Below are 25274 nucleotides of genomic sequence, written 5' to 3' on the forward strand. Positions count from 1 at the left end.
AAGATACATCGAAAGATTTTATTTTTTATAAAAAATCATAAAAAAATCTTAATCAAACTAAAATTAACATTTCTATAATTTAGGAATTCCCAGATTTTCTATATACATGGGCATATATCGATTATCCAAATTGCATCAAACACTAATAACTTTTCAAAAAAACTAATAAAAAACAACTACACTCCTACTGAAACTTAATCGATTTTACGGGAGAAATTTTTGTGATGAGCACCGAAGGTAACAACATGATTATATAACTAATTACTACTAAAATCACATTTATTAAAAGGATATAAAACAGTGAAATTTGCACTGGGGCTTCTTTTACGTAGTATTGCGTGGGGTCTAGAGTGATAATACCAAAATATTTCTGAATCAGCAACAATCCTAAGCCTATGATGTTTCCTATCACTAAACCTATCAATACTATATAAGTGGCATTGTACACAAATATCTTCCGAATACTCCAATTGCTTGCTCCTAAAGCTTTTAATATACCTATCATCTGCGTGCGTTCTAATATTAAAACCAATAAAGCAACTACCATATTTATAACTGCTACCAAAATCATCAGCCCTACAATAATATAAATATTAAAATCGAATAGTTTTAGCCAATCAAAAATATGAAAGTATTTGGTGCTTATTGGCTCACTGTTTAAGGTTGATGGAATATGACTATACACTTTATCAGCAACGGCATCAATCTGGGTGAAATCGTTTATGAAAAGTTCAAAACCACCCACCTCGTCTTGTTGCCATTTATTTAAGCGTTGCACGTGTTTTAAATCGCCAATAACAAAGGTTTCATCGAACTGAGGAAAGCCTGAATCATAAATTCCTACAATAGTAAAGGAACGCACATTGGGCATTTCGGCTTCTTGATTTCTTAAAAAATAGGTTTCTAACTTGTCGCCTACTTTCAACTCTAGTCGATTGGCTAAATAACCCGAAATAAGCACTTCGTTGGTCATTCCTTCTGCTTTATATTCCGGCAACTTTCCTTCTGAGAGATAATCTGCTAAATAGTTCCATTGATAATCTTTATCAACTCCTTTAAATACAATTCCTTCAAACGATTTTTCGGTTCGAACTACTCCCGCTTTGGTAGCAAACGGATGCACCGCTGTCACTTCGGGTACTTCGGTAAAGTTTGGATAGAAATTTTGTTGGGTAGAAAGCGGTTCTAAAGTGATTTCGGACTGGTTGTTATCAAAATTCGACACCACAATATGCCCATTAAACGATGTAATTTTATCGCGTATTTTTTCCTGCAAACCCAAACCTGTTGCCACCGAGACCAGCATCATAATCACACTGATGGCAACTGCGGCAATTGCAATTTTTATTATTGGCGCAGAAACACTATTTTTATACTTTTTAGAAGTTGCTAAACGTTTAGCTATAAAATAAGATACATTCAAAACTATGAAATATATAATTCACTCCAAAAATACATTTTTATTTTTCTTTGTAATAGTTTTTGCCAATTTAAGTTTTGAAGGCAATGCACAGATCAAAACCGGAGCAGATCAACCAGAAAATTATCTTCCATTGTTAAAAGATAAAAAAGTAGGCATTTTGACTAATCAAACGGGAATTATAAATTTTGATTACAAATATGAAGATGAAGGAACTCATCCACATGATTTGAAAATAGCAACAATAAACTATAAACAAATGCATTTGGTTGACTTTTTAATTCAGAACAAAATCAACCTTAAAAAAATCTACGCACCCGAACATGGTTTTCGAGGAACTGCTGATGCTGGTGAACTTATTAAAGACGGAAAAGATACCAAGACCGGTTTACCGATTATTTCGCTCTACGGAAACAATAAAAAACCAACAAAAGAGCAGCTTGCTGGAATAGATGTGATGCTTTTTGATTTGCAGGATGTAGGCGCACGATTTTATACCTATATTTCATCGTTACACTATTTAATGGAAGCTTGTGCTGAAAACGATATTCCTGTGATTGTTTTGGACCGACCAAATCCGAAAGGCGCAACGGTTGACGGACCTGTTTTAGATATGAAATACAAAAGTTTTGTAGGCATGCACCCTATCCCTGTTTTGCACGGAATGACCATTGGCGAATATGCCCAAATGATTAATGGTGAAAAATGGTTGAAAAATGGCGTTCAGGCAAAATTAACTGTTATTCCTTGCAAAAATTACAATAAAGGTATGCATTATTCATTGCCTGTAAAACCATCACCTAATTTACCAAATGATGTATCGATAAACCTATACACCAGCTTATGTTTTTTTGAAGGAACGAATGTGAGTGTGGGGCGTGGCACCGAAAAGCAGTTTCAAATTTACGGATCGCCTTTTTTAAAAAATATGGATTTTAGTTTTATACCCGAACCAAACGAAGGCGCAAAAAACCCAATGCACAACGGTGTAAAATGTTTTGGCGAAGATTTATCTGAACAAGAGCCAATTGATGGTTTATCGCTGCAATGGCTCTTAAAAGCGTATAAAAACACCGCAAACAAAGAAAAATTCTTTAACAACTTTTTTATCAAACTCGCCGGAACCAAACAGTTGCAAAAGCAAATTGAGAACGGATTATCGGAAGAAACAATTAAAAAATCTTGGAAAAATGATTTAGAACGATTTAAGAAAATGCGCGAGCACTATTTAATTTATCCTCTTTTTTAACTTCAATTTATCAATATGCCTGTTTAAAAATAGCTAAACTTTTACTATATTTGATTTCAAGTAAAAAAAATTTAATTGTTATGGACACAACCAACGCTGTAATTGCGATCATTGATCGTTTTCAATCTATTTATGAATGGTTTTTGCGTATTCTTGGGAATGTTGTTGATTTATTTGAACGTTTTAAAGAATTTATTTTAAAATTAGTAGAATATGTAATCGACACTTTTAGCTCGGAAGAAGACGCTCAAGCTTTTCTAAAGAATTATTTAGACAACGAACACAGTTTTATATAAAAAAATGCCTTTGCTTTATAAAGGCATTTTCTTTTTCATTTCTTCAACAACAGCAAACGCTGCGGGACAAATTGCCACATTCTTTAAGGTTAAATGACTTATTTGCTGAAACTTCTTTCGGTCGGTATGCGGAAATTCCCTACAAGCTTTCGGGCGCACATCATAAATCATGCAATAATTTTCGTGGTCTAAAAACGTACAAGGCACGCTTTGCAACACATAATCATTATCCTCATCAATCCGCAAATATTGGTCTATAAATTGTTGGGGCTTTTGGCGCAAATGTTTTGCAATACGCTCAATATCAGCCATGGTAAACAAAGGACCGGTGGTTTTACAACAATTTGCACACGACAAACAATCGGTTTTTTTAAACACATCGTCATGAATTTGCTGCATTTTATAATCTAAATCTTTGGGTGTTTTTTTCTTTAGTTTATCAAAATACTTCTTGTTTTCAGTGTGCTTATCTTTTGCTAACTTTGGCAATTGTTTTAAATAGTTTTCCATTGCAATTTTAAAATGCGAAATTACAAAAAATAAATACCGACATTTAAACTTTTAACCACATAGAATTTCATTGCTTTTGCTTAATGAGTACATAACTGTTTAATAGTTCACTATGTTTTCGTGGATTCAAGTTTTAAATGCAACTCGTCTATTTTCGTTCATTTTTAGAGCAAAAACTTCGTTAGGCGTTTTGAAACCAAATCTTTTTCGTGGTCTGTTGTTTAAAATATTAATAACTCTATTAATTTGATCTTGGGTTATCGATTCAAAGTTAGAACTTTTAGGAAAATATTGTCTTACTAAACCATTTAAATTTTCATTACCACCTCTTTCCCAACTATGATAGGCCTTTGCAAAAAAGTAATCAATTGCGAGCTTTTCTGAGAGTTGCTCGTGGTTGGCAAATTCCTTTCCATTGTCTGATGTAATGGTGTGTAATAAAGGTTTCCAGTCTTTTAAAAGTTCTATGGTTTTGGTTTCTACGGCTTTTGCTTCTTTGCTGTCAATTTTTCCCATAAAAAGTAATCCTGTGGCTCGGTCGTTAATCGTTTAATAGTGCACCTTTATGATCTTTACCAATAACTAAATCTATTTCTAGATCTCCAAATCGTTCTTTTTTCTCCCACAATTTGCGGTCGTTTGCTGATATCTACCCTATTGGCTATCAAGCCTCTATTGTCTTTTGAACTACCTCTTTTGCGGTATTTTTTACCTTTGGTTCTCAAATGTTTGTATAGGTTGCCACCGGCTCGCTTATCTTTCCAGATATACTGATAAATACGTTCGTGAGAAACCATTTTTTTTCCTTCTAAAACGGCTCTTCCCACCATTTGCTCTGACTGAAATCTTGTGCTAAATACTGTTTTACATTGCTTATAACCTCTGGAGTGAATGTAAGTTTTTTAGGCTTGATTTGATGCCTTTTTTGGGCTTTTCGATGTTAAACTGGCTTTATAGATGCCGTTTCTGCCATCAGAATTTTCTCTTGATTTCTCTGGAAACAACCGATTTGTCTTTCCCCGATATAGTCGGCAATTTCAATAATTCGTTTTACCTAAGCTGTGGTAAGTTTCAATTTTGTATCTTGTTCAAGCGTTAAATGTCCCATCTTTATTTTGTAGTGTCGGAACCACAAAGTAAGGTATTTTTTCGCCAACAGGGGGAACATTTTAGCCCCGCGGGGCTAAAATGTTCCCCCTGTTTTTTTTATGATGTTGCATTTATTAGTTGAATCTAAGTTTCAACAAAAATAGAATCAGAAAATGTATGTTATTATGTGGTTGCAAAAAAAATAATTATATGTTTAAAGACCTTTTTGGCAAAGCCATGCTGGATTATGTGCAAAATAATCAGCCCGAAAATATAGTCACCGAAACCAATATCAGCGAAGCCGATGAAATGGATGTTTCGTATCTTTTTCGATCGTTCAATGATATGCCAAAAATCGAACAAAAAGCATTAAAGCTTTGTAAAGGAAAAGTGCTAGATGTTGGCTGTGGTGCCGGAAGCCATGCGCTGTATTTGCAGGAAAAGGGATGCAATGTTTTGGCGATTGATATATCTGCAAATGCTGTGGAAGCTTGTAAAATTCGTGGGGTTGAAAATGCTGTACAGATGGATATTTTACAGGTGGATGAATCGGAACAATTTGATACCATTCTGCTTTTGATGAATGGAACCGGAATCTTTGGTAAATTGAAAAATATCGATCAATATCTTTCTAAATTAAAAAAATTATTAACCGATAACGGACAGCTTTTAATTGACAGTTCGGATTTGATTTACATGTTTGATGAAGACGAAGACGGCGGAAAATGGATTCCGATGTATGGTGATTATTATGGCGAACTTACCTTTCATATATCTTACAAAGGAGAAAAAGAAACTCCTTTTGATTGGTTGTACCTTGATTTTAATACTTTGCAGAACGCATGTATGGCACAAAATTTAAAATGTGAATTGATTTTAGAAGGATCTAATTTTGATTATTTAGCCCGAATTACAAAATAAACCATCAAGAATTTTTACTTTAAATACGAATTTCACAAATTTTCACAGATTAAAAAATCCTTTTCATCTTAAAATCTGTGGTTAAGAAAAAAAAAATACGATCAATCAAACTTGTCAATCCAACGAAGAAGGAATCGCTAACAATAAGATTGCTTTGCCAATTCGCAAACTTGGGTCTTCACTACACTTCATTTCGCTCAGAATGCCAGTCTTAGGCTTAAAATCAAAAAAAAGAGAAGCAGCTGCCTCTCTTTTTTACATCATATATTTCATAATAATACCTTGAATTTCGGCTTTAAAAGCCTCCGACCGATTGCTTAAAACAACAGCATAATTGCTTTTTACCATCATGAATTTTTTTGCCAATGGTGTTTGATAAAATTCAATCAAATTTTCTACTTCGCTTTGTGATAAGTTTTGCGAATAATAGGCAATTAAGTTCTTTTTTTGTTTGGCAATGAGCGGTTCCATATCTTTTTTAAAACGTTCTCTATTATTTACAGAAAGTTGTTTCGAAATTTCATCGGCAATATTGTAAAACTCTTTTACTTCACCAGAAAGTTCTACCAATTTTAATACATCGGCTTTATTAGCTTGGGCAAATGTGTTTGTAAAAACGGTTAAAAACAATACTACAACAATTTTTTTCATACCTCATTTTTTTGAGTAAAATTATAATTTTCTACGGAATATCCAAATATTTATGTGTTTGTGTAGAAATAGCCCATTTTGGATTGTTTTTCACATATTCTATAAGCGTTGGAAGCATTTCTGCCTTCTTACTCCACTCTACTTGCAAATACAACTTGGCGTTTTTATTCACTTTTGCAGCTTGTTCTTCGGCAAAAATAAAATCGTGGTGGTTATAAATGATGCATTTAAGCTCATTGGCAGCATCGTACACACTCTGCGTGGGCAATTTCTTTTTCTTTGGCGATAAGCAAATCCAATCCCAAAAACCCGAAAGCTCATAAGCACCCGATGTTTCTATATTTGTTTGAATTCCTTTTTCTTTTAACTTTGATGTGAGATAATCTAAATTCCACATTAGCGGTTCGCCACCTGTGATTACAACCAAATTTCCGTTTTCTTGCGCTTGCGACACAATATCGCTTACCAAAATTTTAGGATGCAGGTTTTCATCCCAGCTTTCTTTCACATCGCACCAATGACAGCCCACATCGCATCCTGCCAAACGTATAAAATATGCGGCATGACCGGTATAAAAACCTTCCCCTTGAATGGTGTAAAACGCTTCCATTAAAGGTAATTTTTCAACGATTTTTTCTGTTGCTGTCATTCTTTTTTTTGCAAAGATACGATAGTTATCACAAATCTTTATAAATGCGCTCTTGGAATCTATAAAACTAAAAAAAGCCTCGCTACCTGCCTGCGTTTTGCTTTTTACCACAAACTATTAAATGTACAACAGCAGTAAAGTGTTTTATAACAAAACAGCCTGAATACGTGTGTAAAGAGGCTGTGGTGGTTTTAATGGCACGGATTGCAAATCCGCGCGATCGGGGTAGAGTTGCCCGAAATGTACATGAAATAGATGTTTTCGGTGAGTGCTTTAGCTATTTTTCCGGCAAGAATAAACGTTTGACAAATAGCTGTAAAACAAAACTTTAATCATCATTCTTGGATGATATGCAGAGGTACCACCTCCTTTGTACAACTTAATTATATTGCTAATACCCAACGAGTTAACAACCTCTTCGATTAATCGAACAGGGTGATTATTAGGGATTTTATCAAAAATATTAATCGGAAAAAGTTCAGGACTATTGCCTGTTTGATTTTTAAAAACTACTTTAGCCATTGTTGGTTTTTTGTGCAACTCTAAGATAATTATTTTGGAGAAAAAATACAACAAAAAAAAGCTGTCCGACTTTTCGGACAGCTTCTACTTTTTTTTAATTATTTTTTTTATTTCTTTTCTTGTAAAATAGTTTAACTATATAGGGGGCAGCAATACCACCTATAAGTCCACCAATAATACCATAAATCCAATCACTATATGTCATAATAAAAAGATTATATTCTAGATAACCACTTGCCTAATCTACCAACAATTCCTGTTGACGCAACTACTGCTCCAATCACAGCTCCTGTAGCTACTGCGCCAACTGTAATTTTACCGTTATTATTATAGTGTTGATTAATAGCTGTGCCAGCAGCTCCTATTAGTGCTCCTGCTGCATCCATTGCTACTACAGGAACAGCATAAGTTGTGTAATTACTGTCTTCAGGATTAACACTTCCTATAGGTTCTGGCAAATAAATTTCAGGAGAATTAGTAGTCCACCAATCATTAGAATGTACAGCAATACTTGAAATGGGATCTAACAATAAATAATCATTCTCGCTAACATCGTTGGCTAAATCTTTAATAAACAAATCAAAACTTTCATAACTAATATTTCCTTCAAAAGCTTGTGAAAGTGTATATTGTAAATTGTTTATTTTAGTAAATTCATCATTCCCAATAACATTATTCTCTTTTAAATCAAATATTAATTCGCTTAATGTGGTTTGTTTATTCTTTAGAGGGTTATCGATTAGGACATTATTATTTATAATGCCAACCACATTATTGGAGTGTAATAGATTTTTATGATTATTATATGAATTTAAAAATAAAGATTTTTCATCATTTGTAAATTTTGGATATGTATTAGTATAATTCTCAAGAAAAGAATAGTAAAACCCATAACCATCATTAAGATTAGTTATTGTTTCGTCTCCAATAAAACTGTTGTTTACTAAATCCATATAATCATTATGAATTTCTCCTACTGTAAAGCCGGACGATTTTGCTTTAATATTATTAAAATCTGCGGAATCATTTAAATTAGTTTCTTCTTTAGAACAAGATAACAAACTAATAGTCATAAAAAATAAAATTACTCGTTTCATATATCTTTAAAAATTTTAATTAATAAAATTAATTTTACAAGAAATTTCGCGAAAATTTTAATTTGCAATATATAAAACATAAAAATGAATAAAATTAAAATTAACACAAGTTTAACTTTTTTATGCAATAATCTTCATTTATTTAGATTACGATTTCCAAGTGTACATGAATTATTTTCAGATTGCTGTTTTTATTGCCTTAATTGTATTTATGTGGGTGAAGTAGAAACTCCCCGATGTCGCGGATTTGCAATCCGTGACTTTATCTACGCAACCTACTGTTGTTATGGTTAAAAATTATGTTATACAAAAAAAGCAACCTTTCAGTTGCTTTTTGTTGTTGATTTAGAATTTTGCACTTGCTTTCGTGCATATTCGTTGCTAGAGTCTAATTGCAATACTTTTTGAAACGATTGCACTGCTTTTGCCTTGTTTACATTTTGATTGTAGTTCCCAATCATCGTGTAAGCTTCGATTAAGGCGTCTTTAAAAGCAGCGTCGTTGGCTCTACCCTTTTGGGTTAAAAGATTGATAAATCCTTCATAATCTTTCTCCATTTGTGCCATAGACGTTTGCGTGTTTAAGTTTCGGTTTACACGCGCACTGATCAAATATGCTTCAAAAGTTGGTGTTTTCTTTAACGAACTGTCTAAGTTGGTTTTTGCCTTTTGCAATTGATCGTTAAACATTGGCTTATCGCTTGCCATGTATAATGCATTTCCTTTGTAATACATATCGTACACATAATAAGGTGATTTTTCATCTTTTGATGCTAAATCAAACACAAAATAGGCTTGCTCATAGTGCTCATCTTTAAACAAATCCACACCCAATTCGTGTAATGCTACTCCCAATTTTGGATTATCTTGAACGGCTTTAGTCATTTCTTGAATGGATTTTTTGTAAACTCCTTCATTAAATGTTCCGTCTTCGTTTCTAGATGCTTCCAATTCAGACAATCCTTTGTATAAATAGTCAATTGGTAATATTTGTTCTTTTTTATCTTGCACATCGAAATACTTATCAATGCTTTCTTTTGCGTCTAAGAACTTTCCGTTTTGGAAATCGGCAATGGCACGGTAGCGATACATTAAGAAGTTATCACCGCGTGTGTACCATTTGGTGCGTACTAAATCTCCTAATGATTTGTAATCTTTATTTTTGATTAAATATGCTGCCAACTCATTGTCCACATCCATACTTTCTCCAATCATTCCGTGGTATTTAAAGTAGTTTTCCACCCCTTTGTCTAACAAAGAACGATCGTCTTTGAAGCGAGCGTAATCTGCATAAGTTAATCCCAACTGCTTATAAACATCTGCATAATTTGGATCTTTTGAAACAATGGTATCATAAACTTTTATTGCCTCTTCAAATTCATTTCCGGCACGGTACACATCGGCTAGCTTCATTTTTGGCAACAAACTGTTCGGAAACATTTTAGAAGTAGCATAATATACTCGGCGGGCATCTACAAACTGTTTTTCTGCAAAATAAATATCTCCGCGAGCAATGTGCGGCTCTGGTGTATCTTTGTTTACCAACATTGCTAAATTCACATAGTCTAATGCGGCATCAAAATCGGGTTTTGGCGCAAAAGTATATGCGTTTGCAATCACCAAATAGGTTTCAAAATCACTTGGTGAAAGGTTTAGCGTTGCTGCATTAAATTTTGATTTTGCTTCTTTATCTTTTTGGTCAAGTAAACCAATTTTTGCAATACCAATATTGTTTACATCGGCATTTTTTACAGCTCTTAATCCTTGTTTAAAATAAAAACTGGCAGAGTCTTTATTGTTCTCGTTTAAATGAATTACCCCTAATCGATAAAAGTTTTTTCCTTGATTGGGTTGTGAGCGAATAAGGCGATATAATTCTTTTTTAGCAACATCGTAACGACCATATTTTATTGCCGTATCAATTTCATTGCCGTCTTGGGCATTTGCACTAAAAATAAAAGATAATAAAGCTAAACTTAGGGTAATTTTTTTATTCATAATTACTAATGTATTGAAAATCTAGATTATTCTACTATGTTAATTTCGCGTTTTGGTAATGTTATGGGCATAAGACCCGATTTTAAAACGATACGCTGTCCTTTGTCTGAAGCGGCAAAGCTTGCAAAACCTGTTCCCAAACCTGCTTTTCCCTGCACATCGATAATGCTTATTGTACGGATCAGCGGATAACTGTTATCGGCTATGGTGCTTTGCGACGGTTGTACATATTGTTTCAGCGAATCATTATAAACCAACATCGAACGCAGTTGTTTAATTCCTTCTTTGATTTTTGCATCGGGTTGCACCATCCAATTGATTCCAACAACGCCTACTGCATTTTTGTTTTTATTGATATAAGCCACAATCTCTTCAACCGAGTTCACGTAATATACATTTTTACTCACCTCTTTCACTTGTGCATCACTCATAATTTTGTTTACGATATTGGAATTGGCATCGTGAAAAACAAATACTTTATCTGAAGCTTTTGTTCCTTTGAAGATAGCCACCACATCGTTATAATGAATCAAGGTGTCGTTGCTGCTTTTTTGTGTGATAAACAACACCGCATCTTTTGCTATTGGCGTAATCTTGGGCACTACCCTGCCTTTAAAAACGTTAAGCTCTTTTTCGTTAAACGTTTTTGGCACAATCGCCAATCGAATGGAATCAGAGTAAACCGCTTTCAGAATTTCGTTTTGCGAAAGCATTTTCAACTGAATATCCGTATCGTTGTAATATGTTTTAAAAACTTCATTTATATCTTCAACTATAGGAAAAACCGATGATTCCACATACATTTCGGTTGTTCCTTTATTATATGCTTCTTGGCTTTTGGTTTTATTTTGCTGGGTTTCTTGCTTACATGAAATAAACAAACTTATACCTAAAATACACCAAATTACTTGCTTCATCTTTTTACACATTAATTGATTGCTAAATCTACTAATTTTTTTTTTAATAAACTTGACAAATTTTGCATTTTTAACAAACAAAAATTCTAAGCGACCAAAATCTGGTTTTACGCTCTGTTAAATTTTACAATTATATGTAGTTTATAACGAAGAATCTCGCTTTTGTGCGAGATTCTTTTTTAGTTGTTTATTTTAATTTTTATGGGTAATGTAAATTTTGAACGCACGGTTTTTCCGTTATGCTCTGCGGGTTTCCATTTGGGCATGGTTTGCAACACACGAATTGCTTCTTGACCCATTCCCAATTTATCTTCAACGATCTGAATATCGGTAAACGAGCCATCTTTTTCTACCACAAAACGCAATTTGATAGTCACTTCTTTTAAACTTGTTTCAGTGGTGTTCTTAGAAAACTTCCGCACAAATGCATCAAAAAACTTTTGGTAGCCTTCCACAGGCACTGCCTTTTTTTGCACCAATGTTACAATTTCATTTCCTTTTAGCGCAGTAGATCCAGAGGTAGATCCATCACCAATTTTATCTTTACCGGGTTTTGTGTTTTTATCTCCTGGTTTGGTACCATCGGTATTTAAAGACCCATTTTTATTTGCATCGACATTATCAGTGCTTGAATTGGTGTTATCGTCAAATTCATCTTGCGCTGTTAAGTCATCATTTTTCACTTTGTGATCTTCCACTATATTAACATCGGTCAGTTTTTTATTGTCCATCACATCTGTTTTGGTTTCTACTGCCTTTGTTGGTTCATCTTTTGTTCCGGCAGGTTTTTCCGTAACAGGTGGTTCTACAATTTTATCTAAATCAGTTTCTACTAATGTAACTTTTTCAGAAGAATCATCAGCAGGGGTAAATACAGTGTTTTCATTTTTGTTAGATGCATACAAATACGAACTACCGAAACCTAAACTGATAATTGTTAAACCAATTGCCAATGCAATAAAAGTGGTTTTATGACTTTCTTGCCGTAATTTATAGGCTCCATACAATTTATTGCGGTTTTCAAACACAATATTGGTCCACTCTTTTCCAAATAAATTCAAATTGCTCATAATAAAACATTTTTAAGTTAAGTGTACTTTTCAAACCATATCTTTTATCATTTAACTAAATATACAAAAATTAAACCAGCTATTTATAGTTAAACGTAAAAAATATGCATTTATTGTATAGCAACCCATAAAAAAAGCAGGAAGTTTATTCCTGCCTGCTATTGATGATTCTATAAAATCTGAAAATGCTGTACACAATTAGTAAAATCCCGAAAAGCAACCTTCGATTATACGAAAGCTCTAAAGGGATTGATTTCCAAAAGATAAACATACATCCCAATATAAAATAAAGTGTTAAAAACACTAATCCCACAAAGAACAAAAATCGCTGTAAAAGCGATTTTTGTTTAAAGTTATTTATAAAATTTTGTAACATATTAGTTATTTACTCTAACTTTAATTGGTAACGTAAAGCTTGAACGCACAGTTTTACCATTGTGCTCTGCCGGTTTCCATTTAGGCATACTTTTTAGTACTCTGATTGCTTCTTTACCAATGTTGTGCGGATCTGCTCCAGCAATTTGAATATCGGTAAAAGAACCATCTTTTTCAACAACGAACTTTAAGCGAACAGAAATCTCTTTCACGTTTCCGCCCACATCTGGAGCGTTGAACTTTCTAATAAAGTTATTGAAAAAGCCTTGAAGACCTTCGTTTGGTGCAGCCTTTTTCTGTACAAAAGTGTGTACTTTGTTAGGGTTTTCTTCTTCAGAAAATTTATCTCCTTTTCCATCACCTTTTGAACCTTTATCAGCTCCTCCAGTTTGCTCACCTTTCGATTTAAAATCCCCCTCGTTATCACCTTTTCTGTCCTCACGTCCAGATTGGGTGTCATCATTAAACTCTTTTTGAGATTTTTGTTCTTCCTTTTTAACTTCATTATCTTTTTTCACATCCATTTCAGTGAATTTCTTTTCATCTTGAACAGATTTTGAAGCATCAGCTGGTTCTTCTTTTGGAGGCTCTACAATAGGCTCTTCTTTGATTTCCTCAATAGGTTCTTCAGGTTCAGGAAGTTCTGGCAATTGTACATCCAGAATTTCTACGCCTGATTCATCCTTCTTTTTGTTAAATACTTCTCCAAAAATTGATTTATACGCCAAAGATCCACCAAAAGCTAACCCAATACAAACCACTCCTAGCAATAAAGCGAGTAGGGTTGTTTTAGGATTTTCTTGACGTAATTTGTAGGCTCCGTACGCTTTGTTGCGTCCTTCAAATACAATATTCGTCCAATCCTTTCCAAATAAATTAATATTAGCCATAGTAGTTTATTTTTATTATATAATTACTGCATTATTGCCTTTTCAGCTTCAGTAATATCATTGATTGCATATACCTCTATACCAGTAATTGCCATTTCATCTAAAATATCAATCATGTTGGTATAAGTAGCTTCATCTGTAGCTTTGATAATAACAATTTGTCCTTGTTCTCCAGTTAACCCTTGAGCTTTCAAATTTGCTATCTTTTGTAAAATAACTTTTCTAATGCCATCTTTACCATAAGTAGAATCAGTTGGACCTTCAATTGGAGAACTAAACATACCTACATAGTACTTCAACATATTGTTTTTACCTAAGAGAATCGTCATTGTTTTAGATTCTTTCACTTTAATTCTATCTTCAATAGGAACATCCTTTTTATCAGGCATCTGTAAGTCCATAGACTGTGGTTTTGATAAAGAGGTGGTCAACATAAAGAACGTAATCAATAAGAATGCCAAATCTACCATTGCCGTTAAATCAACGCCGGCATTTTGTTTTTTACTTCTTACTTTTTTGCCGCCTTTGCCTTCGTTACCACCCGTATTTAATTCTGCCATTTCTTTTTAAAATTTAGTAGATTAAAAATCGTCTGTTCTTAAACCTGTAACAAGGTAAAAGCGGTTTTGACGTTGTTCTTGTAGTATATCAATTACTTTCTTTACAGTTCCAAACTGTTCGTTTGCATCTCCTTTAATAGCTACTTTCAAGAAATTCTTTTTATCTTCAGTAGATTTTCTAATATAAGAAGACTCACGTGCATTGCGCACCCAAGACGAAAGTTGGTTGTTTAAAGAGTCTTTATAAGGAATACCCTTATGCAAATCTTTACTCATACGCTCGCTAGCAGGTTTTGCCAACAAACTCTTCATTTCACGGATATCAACACCAAAGTTTTCCATTCCTGCAAAAGCATTCAATTCTTCTTCTGTAAATTGAATATTATACTCTTGCCCCATTCTTTTAAGTACATCTATCTTATCATCTCTACCTGACAAACCAACAAAAACATTTTCTTGCCCTACAGTAATGGTTAAAATATCATCTGTAGGAATTTTAGTTTCTTTTGTAGATGCAGGCAAATCAACCGGATATACTTCTGGTGTTTTTGCTGTAGAGGTTAAAACGAAGAATGTTAGCAATAGGAATGATACGTCACACATAGCGGTCATATCAATCCTTATACTTGATTTTTTCATTTTTGCCATATTCTTTCTTCTTTTTTAACCAGATTAAAATCTGGAATTATACAATTAATACGAGTTACAATAAATTATTTATTGTGTCTTCTGTATGATTGTGTAATTGCGAATCCGGCTTCGTCGATAAAATGCGTTAACTTATCGATTTTAGTTGTGAAAACGTTATAGAAAACAATAGCTAATGCAGATGTACCAATACCAGTAGCTGTACACATTAACGCTTCAGAAATACCTGTTGCTAAAGCTGTTGAATCTGGTGATCCAGCTGTTGATAAAGCCGAGAATGCTTTAATCATACCTGTTACTGTTCCTAATAGACCCACTAAGGTACCGATTGATACTAATGTTGCCAAAATAATCATGTTTTTCTCTAACATAGGCATTTCTAATACAGTAGCTTCTTCAATTTCTTTCTGAATAGTTTCAGTAGCTTTATCTGCATCAAAACCTTCACGTTTTACTTCTTTTAGTTTAATTAACGCTGATTTTACCACATTTGCAACAGAACCTTTTTGTTTGTCTGAAAGCTCAATAGCATCATCGATTTGGTTAGCGTTTACTAAAGACTGTACTTTTGCAACATAACCTTTCACGTCACCAGCACCAGCAGCTTTACTTACCACAATGAATCTTTCAATACCAAATACAATAGTTGTTGTTAACAATCCAATTAATAAAGCAATTACCGGACCTCCTTTATACATCATTCCCAACAAGTCACCTGGAAGAGGATCGCCATTACGATCACCATTCATGAAGTGTACGGATGAACCTAGAACAAATCTCCAGATAATATACCCAAAAACTAAACATAGAATAATAGCAATCGCCGCAGCCACGTTTGATAATCCTGAACTACTTGGATTTTTCTCAACTGTTTGTGTCATCTTAATAAAATTTAAATTTAATGTTTACTCAATTTTTAAAATTAGTTTTGTGCTTTCATTCAAGCAAAGCAAATTTAGTTGTTTAGTTGAAATAAAAAAATAATTTTTTAGTTCGTGTACTTAAAGATTTTAAAATTAACGAAAAAGAAACAATTATTTTACTTTTTAATATTTTTTTATCATATCCCTAAATTATAAACGTTTCATTATCTTTATTATTGTATTTTAACACCACTTTTTTAATAACAATTAATTAATATTAGATTTTCTTGCATTTTTTTGTTGCAAGAACTTCCTATCTTTATCAAAAATAGTATTTATTTCGATGGATTTAGAAAAATTTCAACAAACTATTAAGGACGGATACACTTTTAAAACCGACTTTATCACGCTTGGGGGGGCAATGGCAGACAAGCAAGCTATTGCCGATTTACTGATACACATACCGTTAAAAACATTAAATCGTCATGGATTAATTGCAGGGGCAACCGGAACGGGCAAAACAAAAACCATACAAGTTTTATCGGAACAACTTTCCATCAAAGGTATTCCCGTTTTAATGATGGATATTAAGGGTGATTTTAGTGGAATTGCCGCTAAGGGAGAAAAAACGGCTTTTATAGAAGAACGCCATGCAAAAATGAATCTTCCCTATGAGCCAGCTGCATTTCCGGTGGAACTTTTAACGATTTCTGAACAGAACGGCGTGCGCTTACGAGCAACTATTTCTGAGTTTGGTCCGGTATTGCTTTCGCGCATCTTAGATTTAAACGATACCCAATCGGGTGTTATGTCATTAATTTTTAAATATTGCGACGACCACCAACTGCCTTTACTGGATTTAAAAGATCTTAAAAAGGTGATTCAATTTATAACCAACGAAGGCAAAGAAGATATTGAAAAGGAATATGGCCGCGTTTCTACTGCATCAACCGGTGCCATTTTGCGCAAATTAATTGAACTGGAACAGCAAGATGCTGATTTATTTTTTGGCGAAACTTCGTTTGATATAAAAGATTTAATGCGGATTGATGAAAACGGAAAAGGCTTTGTAAACATTCTTCGATTGAACGACATTCAAGATAAACCCAAATTGTTTTCTACATTTATGTTGTGTTTATTGGCAGAAGTGTACAACACCATGCCCGAACAAGGCGACAGCGGTCAACCCGATTTGGTTATTTTTATCGATGAAGCACATTTAATCTTTAAAGAAGCCAGCAAAGCACTTTTAGATCAAATAGAAACCATTGTGAAACTGATTCGATCTAAAGGAATTGGTCTGTATTTTATCACACAAAATCCTACCGATGTGCCCGATGGTGTTTTGGCGCAATTGGGTTTAAAAATTCAACATGCGCTTCGGGCTTTTACTGATAAAGACCGCAAAGCAATAAAATTGGCTTCGGAAAACTTCCCCTCTACTCCTTATTATAAGACCAGTGAAATCATCACCCAATTGGGAACAGGTGAAGCCTTGGTTACTGTGTTGAACGAAAAAGGTATTCCAACACCATTGGTGGTTTGCATGATACAAGCACCTATGAGCCGTATGGATGTTTTATCGCCCACCGAAATTGATGGGTTGATACAAAAATCGCCTCTTAAAAACAAATACAATCAGGTGGTTGATAGAGAAAGTGCTTATGAATTGCTGCACAAAAAACTTTCAGCGCAGGAAGAAAGTACTCAAGAAACCACGGCAAAAAAATCCAGCCGAAGTGCTGCACCAAAAAAAGAAGAAAGTTATTTTACCAAACAAATTATAAAGGTGCTAACGAGTGCCACTTTCATTAGAGGTGCATTTGGAGTGCTTACCAAAATTTTCAAAAAATAATTTCAAAACAAAAGCAGACTAACTGTCTGCTTTTGTTGTATCTAATAAACCTAAGATAAAATTTTCTACTTCTTTGGTTTGCCAATCGCTGTGAATGTTTGGCAATTTCATTACTTGATCCATTACATTTTTCTGAAAATCGCCAATTGCTAGGGCATCTTCATACGGATTTAAACTAAATGTAACCCGGTCATAAAGCGGCAACCACTTTTCTGGATGCAATTTAGTGAACCATGCTTCTATTTTCTTTTGTAATAAAAAATCAGCATCGGCTGTTTTGGTACTCATTTCAATAAAATTTCTATAAGAAAGCTCTGCGATGGCATCGGCATTTGGCTTTCGCTTTTCCTGATATTTCTCAAAAACAGTTTGGATATCGTTTGGAAATTCGTCTAGCAACTCGCTCAAAGCTGTAATATCTTCAAAACCGGCATTCATCCCTTGTCCATAAAAAGGAACAATGGCATGGGCCGAATCGCCAATTAAAGCTACTTTATCCTTATATGTCCACGGATAGCAATGCATGGTCACCAATGAAGAAGTTGGGTTTGTGAAATAATCTTTCTTTAAATCGATGATTAAATCCTTCGTATCAGAGAAATATTCGTTAAAAAAAGCAGTTAGTTTGTCTTCCGTATTAATTTCTTCAAACGAATTTACTCCTTCAAAAGGCATAAATAAGGTGCAGGTGAACGAGCCATCATCGTTTGAAAGTGCTATAAGCATAAATTCACCGCGTGGCCAAATGTGAAACGAATTCGGATCGATCTTATGCGAGCCGTCTGCATTGGCAGGAATGGTCAATTCTTTATAGCCGATATTTAAAAAATACTGCGAATAGTTGAACCTGTTTTGGCGCTGCATGCGGTGACGAATGCGAGAAAAAGCACCATCGGCACCATATACTTGATCAAACTGCTGTTCTTCAAAAGGGCCGTGTTCGTTTTCACCTATATATAAGGTTGCTGTTTCTAAATTTACATCCCAAATTTTTTGGTTGAATTCAAAATGCACGCCGGCTTTCTCTGCTAAATCGATCATCATTCGGTTTAAACCGCCGCGCGAAATAGAATAGATGGCTTCGCCGTTAATGCCATAGGGCTGAAAAGACAAAGAACCGTCTTTTAAATGAATGGCTCTTTTATCCATTGCAATGGCAATTTTTCTAATTTCGTCGCCGATACCCACTTTATCCAAAGCATTCCAACCGCGTGTTGACATGGCAAGATTTATAGAACGACCTGAAAATTTTATTTTTCGAATATCTTCACTACGGTCAAAAACCGTTACATTGTAGTTTTTCTTTTTAAGATAAATGCCTAAAAGTGTTCCCACCAAACCAGCACCCGCAATAGCGATATCTTTTTTTTCTGTAAGCATAAGAGCTTTTTGTTTACTTAAAAATATGTGCGATAAAAGTACTAAAATGTATTGTAGCAGCCAAAGTTTAAAAAAAATAAAAAGTTAAATTGCATGGCGCCGATTTTTTTACTAATTTTAATATACTAATTTTAAAAAATAGTATGCTATGAGAGATTTAATTTGGCTTATTGCCGTAGTATTAATTATTTTATGGGCTGTGGGATATTTTGGTTTCGCAGATGCCGTAGGAAGTTTTATACACGTTTTATTGGTGTTGGCAGTTATTGCCATTTTATACCGACTAATTACTGGAAACAGACCTTAACTAATGCAAAAAACTCCTAAATTTCTTTAGGAGTTTTTTTTAGTTTTTTTCAACTACAGGAGAAGCATTTACTTTTCTGCTTAATTCTAACGAGATGGCTGCTTTTTCCATTTTCACTTTTCCTGCCATTGTTTCTACAATCATTGTTGTTTCTGCAAGTTCGGAAATTCTGCCGTGAATACCAGCTTTCGTTACAATTTTATCGCCTACTTTTAAGTTGCTTTCAAATTCTTTTTCTTTTTTTACTCTTTGTTGTTGTGGGCGTATCATTAAAAAATACATAGCTGCCATAATTAAAACAAAAGGTAAAAACTGTTGTACTTGATCCATTTTATTATTCTGTTACGTTTGCTTTTACCGTTAATATTTCGCTTCCCGCTTCGGTATTGGTTGTTAAAGTAACTGTCTTACTTTGTGCACCAAGGCTGTTTGCAGAAAATACTACTTTCATTTTTGCCGATTTACCAGGTTTGATTGGTTCGTTTGGCTTTTCAGGAACGGTACATCCACAAGATGCTTTTGCATCGATGATTACTAAATCCACAGTTCCTTCGTTCTTAATTTCAAACTCAACTTCGCCTTTTGAACCTTTTTTCAATTCGCCGAAATCGTGGGTGGTTTCGTTGAATGCGATTTTAGGAAAACCTGTTTGGGTGCTGGTAGAAGTTGTGGTTTCTGCTGCACCGTTTGCATCGGTTTCGGTAGTTGTTGTAGTTTCGGTGGTGGTGGTTGACGCAGTGTTACCTATACGAGATGAAGCGTCTTCTTTTTTGTTGCAAGCTGTTAAACTTAAAGCGGCTAAACCCGCCACAAACATTAATTTTCTCATAATTTTATTCAATTAATCCTCTTCCTATTTTGTTTAATTTATTTGCTTCGCGGTATTCTTTGACTAAAGCGTCTAAAATTCCGTTGATAAATATACTACTTTTTGGTGTGGAATATTCTTTTGCAAGTTCTAAATATTCGTTAATTGTTACTTTTACGGGTATCGATGGAAATTTTTGTAATTCGCAAACTCCTAAATTCAAGATAATGCTATCAATTTCTGCAATACGATCCAAATCCCAATTGCGGGTTTTGTCTTCGTATTCCTTCACAAAAACATCGGCGTTTAAAGCTGTTTTTCTAAACAATTGTTTGGCAAAATCTTTGTCTTCGTCGTCTTTAAAAACTTTGTTTAATTTAAAGTAGCTGCTTTCGTTTTTCAATCCTTCCAATTGTTTCAAAATCGCTGTGTTTACAACCGGAATATCATCGATCCAAGATATTTTATAATCTTCTAAAAATTCGTAAATTTTCTCGTTGGGTGCAATAAAATCGGTAAAAAGTTTAATTACAAACTCTTTGTCTTCTGCAAATGTATTCACCCCGTTTCGCATATAATTTTTATACAAATCGCTGGTTTTTATTTCTTGCAAAAGCGCTTTAATATAGTGATCGTTTACCTGAAACTGATTCACGTGCAACTCTTCTGTCCAGTTTTTTAAAGTTTCAGATTGCAGTAAAATTTGCAGCACAGCGTTGTTTACAAACTTTTTATTCGGATTTTTTTCTTGTGGTGTAGCTAAGTGTTTTTGTGCCGATACTTCTAAAAAAGTTGCTTCTACTTTTTGAAGTTCTACTAATGAAGAAAGCATTAATAGATACAATTCACGGATGTTTTCTAAACTACTGAAAAGATATTTTTCATATACATCTAATTGATCGGATTGGTTTTGGGTCATTGCATATATTGCCTGCAATACTTTTGAACGGATATGACGACGGTTTACCATGCTACTAAGAACTTATTTTTATAAAGAAAGCGAAAACCTGATTGATTTTCGCTTTGCAAAATTAAAACAATATTTTAAATTTTATTTATTTTCTTGTTTTTTCTTTTCAATACGCTGCTCTGCCATTTTCATAGCTGCTTGGTTGGGTCTGATACCTTGTTCTTTTGCGTAGTTTAAAATATCTAATGTGGTGTTATAAATATTTTCTGTTCTGCGGATTGCTTCGTCTGAACCGTATTTTGCAATTTCACCAAACACATTAATGATACCACCAGCGTTGATTAAGAAATCGGGCGCATAAACAATACCTTTTTCTTGCAACATTTTTCCGTGGATGCTTTCGTCTGCCAATTGATTGTTTGCTGCACCGGCAATAACTTGTGCTTTTAATTTTGCAATAGAATCGGTATTTACAGTAGCTCCTAAAGCACATGGTGCATAAATATCTACATCTAAGGAATATAAATCATCGCCCATATAGATTGCTGTGTTGTATTTTTGAGCTACTTCTTCTACGCGCTCTTTGCTAATATCTGTAATTGTTACCAAAGCTCCGGCGTTTACCAAGTGTTTTACCAATGTTTCGCCAACATTACCAATTCCTTGTACTAAAACTCTTTTTCCGCTTAAATCGTCAGAGCCATATTTGAACTTTGTAGCTGCTTTTAATCCCATGTAAACACCATATGCTGTAACAGGTGATGGGTTTCCTGATCCACCTAAACTTTCAGAAATTCCAGTAACGTGTGGGGTGATTGAGTGAATTAAATCCATATCGGGAGTGGTAGTACCTACATCTTCTGCAGTGATATATCTTCCGCTTAGAGAATCTACATATTTTGCAAATGCTTTGATTAATTCTGGGCTTTTATCTTTTTTAGAATCACCGATAATTACTGCTTTACCGCCTCCTAAATCTAAACCAGAAATAGCAGATTTATAAGTCATTCCGCGCGATAAACGCAAAACATCGTTCAATGCTTCCCACTCTGAAGTATAATTCCACATACGAGTACCGCCCAATGCCGGACCTAATACTGTATTATGAATACCAATAATTGCTTTTAATCCAGTATCTTTGTCGTGGCAAAAAACAACTTGTTCGTGATGATCAAAGGAAATTTGTCCAAAAACCGGATCAATTTTTTTTAACTCTTCTGGAGTATATGTGTTTGTTGTCATAATTTTACTTAATTTGATAGTATCAAATATAAAACAATTATTTTTTATTATTATTTTATGTTTACATTATTATTAAATTGACAAATATATAATACATAGCACAAAAAAGCTATAACAAAAAACATTGGTTTATTAATTATTAGCAGAAATGCCGCATAAGTTATGAAAGAACTTCAAAAGCTTAATAAATACTTTATAAAATACAAATATCGCTTCTTAATCGGAATTGTTATTACAATTGCCTCGCAGATATTTACCGTTTTCACGCCGCAATATATTGGAGATGCAATTACGGTTTTAGAACATTTCTTAAAAAACGAACTAACCGCCGAAGCCACTAAAAAAGCACTATGGCACAATATGCTGCTTATTATCGGCACCACATTAGCCGCAGGTTTTTTAACTTTTTTAATGCGGCAAACCATTATTGTGATGTCGCGCCATATTGAATTTGATCTAAAAAATGAAATTTACGACCACTATCAAAAATTAAGTTTAGATTTTTACAAACGCCAGCGCACCGGTGATTTAATGAGCCGTATTTCGGAAGATGTTGCAAAGGTGCGACAGTATGTGGGCCCGGCAGTGATGTATTCAATCAACACTGTTTTTAGAATGGCGGTTGTTATTGTGCAGATGTATATCATCTCGCCCACCCTTACTTGGTATTCTCTAATTCCTGTGCCTTTTTTGGCAATCTTAATGTATAAATTAAGTACCGAAATCAACCGTCGCAGTTTTGCTTATCAGCAAAATCTTTCGAAACTATCCTCTTTTTCGCAGGAAATTTTTTCAGGCATCCGCGTTATTAAAGCATACACCTTAGAAAATCGCGAAAATACTGCTTACGACCTTGCCACAACCGAAAGCAAAACCAAATTTATGCGGTTAACCTATACCAACGCATTAATTGGTCCTTTGATGATTTTATTGATCGGTATAAGCAACTTATTAATTGTTTTTATTGGAGCACGCATGTATATTAATGGTGTAATTACCGAAATTGGTATCATTGCACAATTTATTTTATATATAAATATGCTCACATGGCCCATTGCATCTTTGGGCTGGGTTTCGTCTATGATTCAAGAAGCTGATTCTTCCCAAAAACGCATTAATGAATTTTTAAACGAAGAACCATCTATTCAATCAAACACAACAGAACAGCATCTTCTGCAAGGAAAAATTGAATTCCACAAAGTGCATTTTACTTATGAAGACACCAATATTCAAGCACTAAACAATATCTCCTTCACAATTGAAAAAGGCGAAACCGTGGCATTTCTAGGGAAAACCGGCTCTGGAAAATCGACCATTTTACAGTTGATTTCTCGTTTGTATGATGTTTCATCAGGCTCTATCGCTATTGATGGAATCGATATTAAAAATTGGAATGTAGAAAACCTTCGCGACCAGATTGCGGTGGTGCCCCAAGATGCCTTTTTGTTCTCGGATACCATCAAAACCAACATTCAATTCGGTAAAGAAAACGCAACACAAGAAGAAATTGAACATTATGCAAAAATAGCCGATGTGCATAAAAACATTATTCGATTTGAAAACGGCTATGAAACTATTTTGGGCGAACGCGGCATTACCCTATCAGGCGGACAAAAACAACGGGTTTCTATTGCACGTGCGCTGATAAAAGATGCTCCTGTTTTGTTGTTAGACGATTGCTTGTCTGCTGTTGATACCGAAACCGAAGAACGCATTTTAAACAACTTAAAAGATATTTCGGCAAAAAAAACAACTATAATTGTAACCCACCGGGTGTCATCGGCAAAAAATGCAGATAAAATCATCATCTTAAACGAGGGCGAAATATTAGAGCAAGGCACTCATTTTCAACTGTTAAAACAAAACGGCTATTACACAGATTTGTATAATAAACAATTAGCCGAAAAAGATGTACTTTAAATTTTGTTTTATTAGATTTTTTTTAGACTTTTGAAGAGATGTAAAAACTTTAACAGAACGAAAGGACTATGAGAGACAATGAAATGCTAGAAAAAGAAGAAATCTTTTCAAAAGTATTAAGAGCAGGTAGAAGAACTTACTTTTTTGATGTGCGATCTACCAAAGCAGATGATTACTATGTAACCATTACAGAGAGTAAAAAGTTCACGGAAGAAGATGGATCATTCCACTTCAAAAAACACAAAATTTACTTGTATAAAGAAGATTTCACCTCTTTTAAAGAAATCTTAAATGAAATGACCGATTATGTGCTAGAACAAAAAGGCGAAGAAGTTATTTCTGAAAGACATCAAAAAGATTTCAAAAGAGAATTGGCTGATGCAAAAAGTTTTACAAATGTAGAATTCGATGATTTTTAAAAAAATGATACTACGATACTAAATACCGGCAAATTGTCCGGTATTTTTTTTAAAAGCCTATGAAACAACTTTACACCTTTGTCTTTCTTTTGATTGCGCTAAACGTAGCTGCTCAAAAAAATTATGAACCCGAACAAATCATTTGGAACGGAAAAACGTATCCGTACCGTTACCACCACATGGAACAATATTTTAGATATTATCCAAGTAAACGACCCGTTCCTAATAAAGACACCACCATTATCAACCGCAAGTACTTGGCTGTTTTTGAAGTGAAAGAAAATAAATTTTACTTAAACAATATGTACATTCACGGTAAAAATCAAAAAGTGAAAGACTTGTCTGTTTTACAAGAATTAAACACTACAAACGAACCCATGTTTCTAAGCTGGGTGAATGGCTTGTTTGATATTGGCATGGGTACAGAAAGATTCAGTGCAAACGATTCTTTAATGCCTCTATATGACCAATACATTGTATTTGAAGTAAAAAAAGGCATCATCGGAAGAACCGAAACATTTACTCACAATCAGTTAAAACTTTTTAAAGACTATCAATACCGTCGTTTTAAAGAAACCCTAGATTACCAAAAATTAATGAGAAGATTGCTTTATAATGGAATGACCGAAGGCGAAGCTTCCTTACATATCTATCAGTTTATTTTATTTTACAGCAAATCGAATTTTTTAAGGAGAACATAAAAAAACAA

25 protein-coding genes and 2 pseudogenes are annotated in these 25274 nt (G+C 34.1%); 8 read left to right on the top strand and 19 right to left on the bottom strand.

Annotated features, from left to right (window positions below; all coding sequences use genetic code 11):
- Positions 1-184 precede the first annotated feature (184 nt).
- On the bottom strand, positions 185-1423 hold the full coding sequence (locus tag NPX36_RS01110) for an ABC transporter permease (RefSeq protein ID WP_257499601.1): 1239 nt from the start codon (positions 1421-1423) through the stop codon (positions 185-187).
- A 4-nt stretch (positions 1424-1427) separates the two neighbouring features.
- Between NPX36_RS01110 and NPX36_RS01115 the strand changes: the two genes are divergently transcribed.
- Positions 1428-2669, top strand: coding sequence for an exo-beta-N-acetylmuramidase NamZ family protein (locus NPX36_RS01115; RefSeq protein WP_257499602.1), 1242 nt, complete (start codon positions 1428-1430; stop codon positions 2667-2669).
- 80 nt (positions 2670-2749) lie between these two features.
- A complete protein-coding gene (locus NPX36_RS01120; protein ID WP_257499603.1) occupies positions 2750-2965 on the top strand; it encodes a hypothetical protein in 216 nt (71 codons plus the stop codon).
- A 15-nt stretch (positions 2966-2980) separates the two neighbouring features.
- On the opposite strand, the gene NPX36_RS01125 is transcribed toward NPX36_RS01120, so the two are convergent.
- Complete coding sequence (locus tag NPX36_RS01125; protein WP_257499604.1) at positions 2981-3475, bottom strand: YkgJ family cysteine cluster protein; 495 nt, start codon at positions 3473-3475, stop codon at positions 2981-2983.
- Between the two features lie 126 nt (positions 3476-3601).
- A pseudogene (locus tag NPX36_RS14410) lies at positions 3602-4583 on the bottom strand (IS30 family transposase).
- Positions 4584-4774: 191 nt separating this feature from the next.
- On the opposite strand from NPX36_RS14410, the gene NPX36_RS01140 reads away from it, so the two are divergent.
- The gene (locus NPX36_RS01140; protein ID WP_257499607.1) at positions 4775-5485 is read left to right on the top strand and encodes a class I SAM-dependent methyltransferase; all 711 of its coding nucleotides are present in this window, start codon (positions 4775-4777) and stop codon (positions 5483-5485) included.
- A 255-nt stretch (positions 5486-5740) separates the two neighbouring features.
- Here NPX36_RS01140 and NPX36_RS01145 read toward each other — a convergent pair whose 3' ends face one another.
- The 11 genes and pseudogenes from NPX36_RS01145 to NPX36_RS01195 form a co-directional block, all read right to left on the bottom strand.
- Entirely contained in the window at positions 5741-6136 is a 396-nt protein-coding gene (locus NPX36_RS01145; RefSeq protein WP_257499608.1) for a DUF2059 domain-containing protein, read from the bottom strand.
- Between the two features lie 31 nt (positions 6137-6167).
- Positions 6168-6785, bottom strand: a complete 618-nt coding sequence (locus NPX36_RS01150; protein ID WP_257499609.1) for a 7-carboxy-7-deazaguanine synthase QueE — start codon at positions 6783-6785, stop codon at positions 6168-6170.
- A 203-nt stretch (positions 6786-6988) separates the two neighbouring features.
- Positions 6989-7307: pseudogene (locus tag NPX36_RS01155) on the bottom strand (transposase); the annotation flags it as partial.
- Positions 7308-7522: 215 nt separating this feature from the next.
- Positions 7523-8404: a hypothetical protein gene (locus NPX36_RS01160; RefSeq protein WP_257499610.1), complete on the bottom strand. Its 882-nt coding sequence runs from the start codon at positions 8402-8404 to the stop codon at positions 7523-7525.
- 323 nt (positions 8405-8727) lie between these two features.
- Positions 8728-10401 (bottom strand): tetratricopeptide repeat protein, encoded by a 1674-nt coding sequence (locus tag NPX36_RS01165; protein WP_257499611.1) that lies wholly within the window; start codon positions 10399-10401, stop codon positions 8728-8730.
- Positions 10402-10427: 26 nt separating this feature from the next.
- Positions 10428-11318 (bottom strand): PstS family phosphate ABC transporter substrate-binding protein, encoded by an 891-nt coding sequence (locus tag NPX36_RS01170; RefSeq protein ID WP_257499612.1) that lies wholly within the window; start codon positions 11316-11318, stop codon positions 10428-10430.
- Between the two features lie 179 nt (positions 11319-11497).
- Positions 11498-12388, bottom strand: a complete 891-nt coding sequence (locus tag NPX36_RS01175) for an energy transducer TonB (protein ID WP_257499613.1) — start codon at positions 12386-12388, stop codon at positions 11498-11500.
- A gap of 377 nt (positions 12389-12765) precedes the next feature.
- Positions 12766-13653 carry an energy transducer TonB gene (locus tag NPX36_RS01180; RefSeq protein ID WP_257499614.1) on the bottom strand — a complete coding sequence of 296 codons (888 nt, stop codon included), beginning with the start codon at positions 13651-13653 and terminating at the stop codon, positions 12766-12768.
- A gap of 23 nt (positions 13654-13676) precedes the next feature.
- Positions 13677-14213 carry an ExbD/TolR family protein gene (locus NPX36_RS01185; protein WP_257499615.1) on the bottom strand — a complete coding sequence of 179 codons (537 nt, stop codon included), beginning with the start codon at positions 14211-14213 and terminating at the stop codon, positions 13677-13679.
- 21 nt (positions 14214-14234) lie between these two features.
- A complete protein-coding gene (locus tag NPX36_RS01190) occupies positions 14235-14852 on the bottom strand; it encodes an ExbD/TolR family protein (RefSeq protein ID WP_317618266.1) in 618 nt (205 codons plus the stop codon).
- Between the two features lie 74 nt (positions 14853-14926).
- The gene (locus tag NPX36_RS01195; RefSeq protein WP_257499617.1) at positions 14927-15742 is read right to left on the bottom strand and encodes a MotA/TolQ/ExbB proton channel family protein; all 816 of its coding nucleotides are present in this window, start codon (positions 15740-15742) and stop codon (positions 14927-14929) included.
- 325 nt (positions 15743-16067) lie between these two features.
- Here NPX36_RS01195 and NPX36_RS01200 point away from each other — a divergent pair, with 325 nt between their 5' ends.
- Positions 16068-17579 carry a DUF853 domain-containing protein gene (locus NPX36_RS01200; RefSeq protein ID WP_257499618.1) on the top strand — a complete coding sequence of 504 codons (1512 nt, stop codon included), beginning with the start codon at positions 16068-16070 and terminating at the stop codon, positions 17577-17579.
- An 18-nt stretch (positions 17580-17597) separates the two neighbouring features.
- On the opposite strand, the gene NPX36_RS01205 is transcribed toward NPX36_RS01200, so the two are convergent.
- Positions 17598-18959, bottom strand: a complete 1362-nt coding sequence (locus tag NPX36_RS01205; protein ID WP_257499619.1) for an FAD-dependent oxidoreductase — start codon at positions 18957-18959, stop codon at positions 17598-17600.
- Between the two features lie 148 nt (positions 18960-19107).
- On the opposite strand from NPX36_RS01205, the gene NPX36_RS01210 reads away from it, so the two are divergent.
- Positions 19108-19266: a lmo0937 family membrane protein gene (locus tag NPX36_RS01210; protein ID WP_124899743.1), complete on the top strand. Its 159-nt coding sequence runs from the start codon at positions 19108-19110 to the stop codon at positions 19264-19266.
- A gap of 39 nt (positions 19267-19305) precedes the next feature.
- Here NPX36_RS01210 and yajC read toward each other — a convergent pair whose 3' ends face one another.
- The 4 genes from yajC to NPX36_RS01230 form a co-directional block, all read right to left on the bottom strand.
- Positions 19306-19596: a preprotein translocase subunit YajC gene (gene yajC / locus NPX36_RS01215; protein WP_257499620.1), complete on the bottom strand. Its 291-nt coding sequence runs from the start codon at positions 19594-19596 to the stop codon at positions 19306-19308.
- Positions 19597-19600: 4 nt separating this feature from the next.
- Positions 19601-20095, bottom strand: coding sequence for a DUF1573 domain-containing protein (locus NPX36_RS01220; RefSeq protein WP_257499621.1), 495 nt, complete (start codon positions 20093-20095; stop codon positions 19601-19603).
- A gap of 4 nt (positions 20096-20099) precedes the next feature.
- A complete protein-coding gene (nusB, locus tag NPX36_RS01225) occupies positions 20100-21044 on the bottom strand; it encodes a transcription antitermination factor NusB (protein WP_257499622.1) in 945 nt (314 codons plus the stop codon).
- A gap of 81 nt (positions 21045-21125) precedes the next feature.
- Entirely contained in the window at positions 21126-22226 is a 1101-nt protein-coding gene (locus NPX36_RS01230; protein ID WP_257499623.1) for a Glu/Leu/Phe/Val dehydrogenase dimerization domain-containing protein, read from the bottom strand.
- A 162-nt stretch (positions 22227-22388) separates the two neighbouring features.
- Between NPX36_RS01230 and NPX36_RS01235 the strand changes: the two genes are divergently transcribed.
- The 3 genes from NPX36_RS01235 to NPX36_RS01245 all read left to right on the top strand — a co-directional run bounded on the left by NPX36_RS01235 (position 22389) and on the right by NPX36_RS01245 (position 25266).
- A complete protein-coding gene (locus NPX36_RS01235) occupies positions 22389-24146 on the top strand; it encodes an ABC transporter ATP-binding protein (protein ID WP_257499624.1) in 1758 nt (585 codons plus the stop codon).
- 68 nt (positions 24147-24214) lie between these two features.
- The gene (locus tag NPX36_RS01240; RefSeq protein ID WP_257499625.1) at positions 24215-24565 is read left to right on the top strand and encodes a PUR family DNA/RNA-binding protein; all 351 of its coding nucleotides are present in this window, start codon (positions 24215-24217) and stop codon (positions 24563-24565) included.
- 59 nt (positions 24566-24624) lie between these two features.
- Positions 24625-25266 carry a hypothetical protein gene (locus NPX36_RS01245; RefSeq protein ID WP_257499626.1) on the top strand — a complete coding sequence of 214 codons (642 nt, stop codon included), beginning with the start codon at positions 24625-24627 and terminating at the stop codon, positions 25264-25266.
- Positions 25267-25274 lie beyond the last annotated feature (8 nt).

Origin of the sequence: Paenimyroides aestuarii, assembly GCF_024628805.1 — a bacterium.
GTDB lineage: Bacteria > Bacteroidota > Bacteroidia > Flavobacteriales > Flavobacteriaceae > Flavobacterium > Flavobacterium aestuarii_A.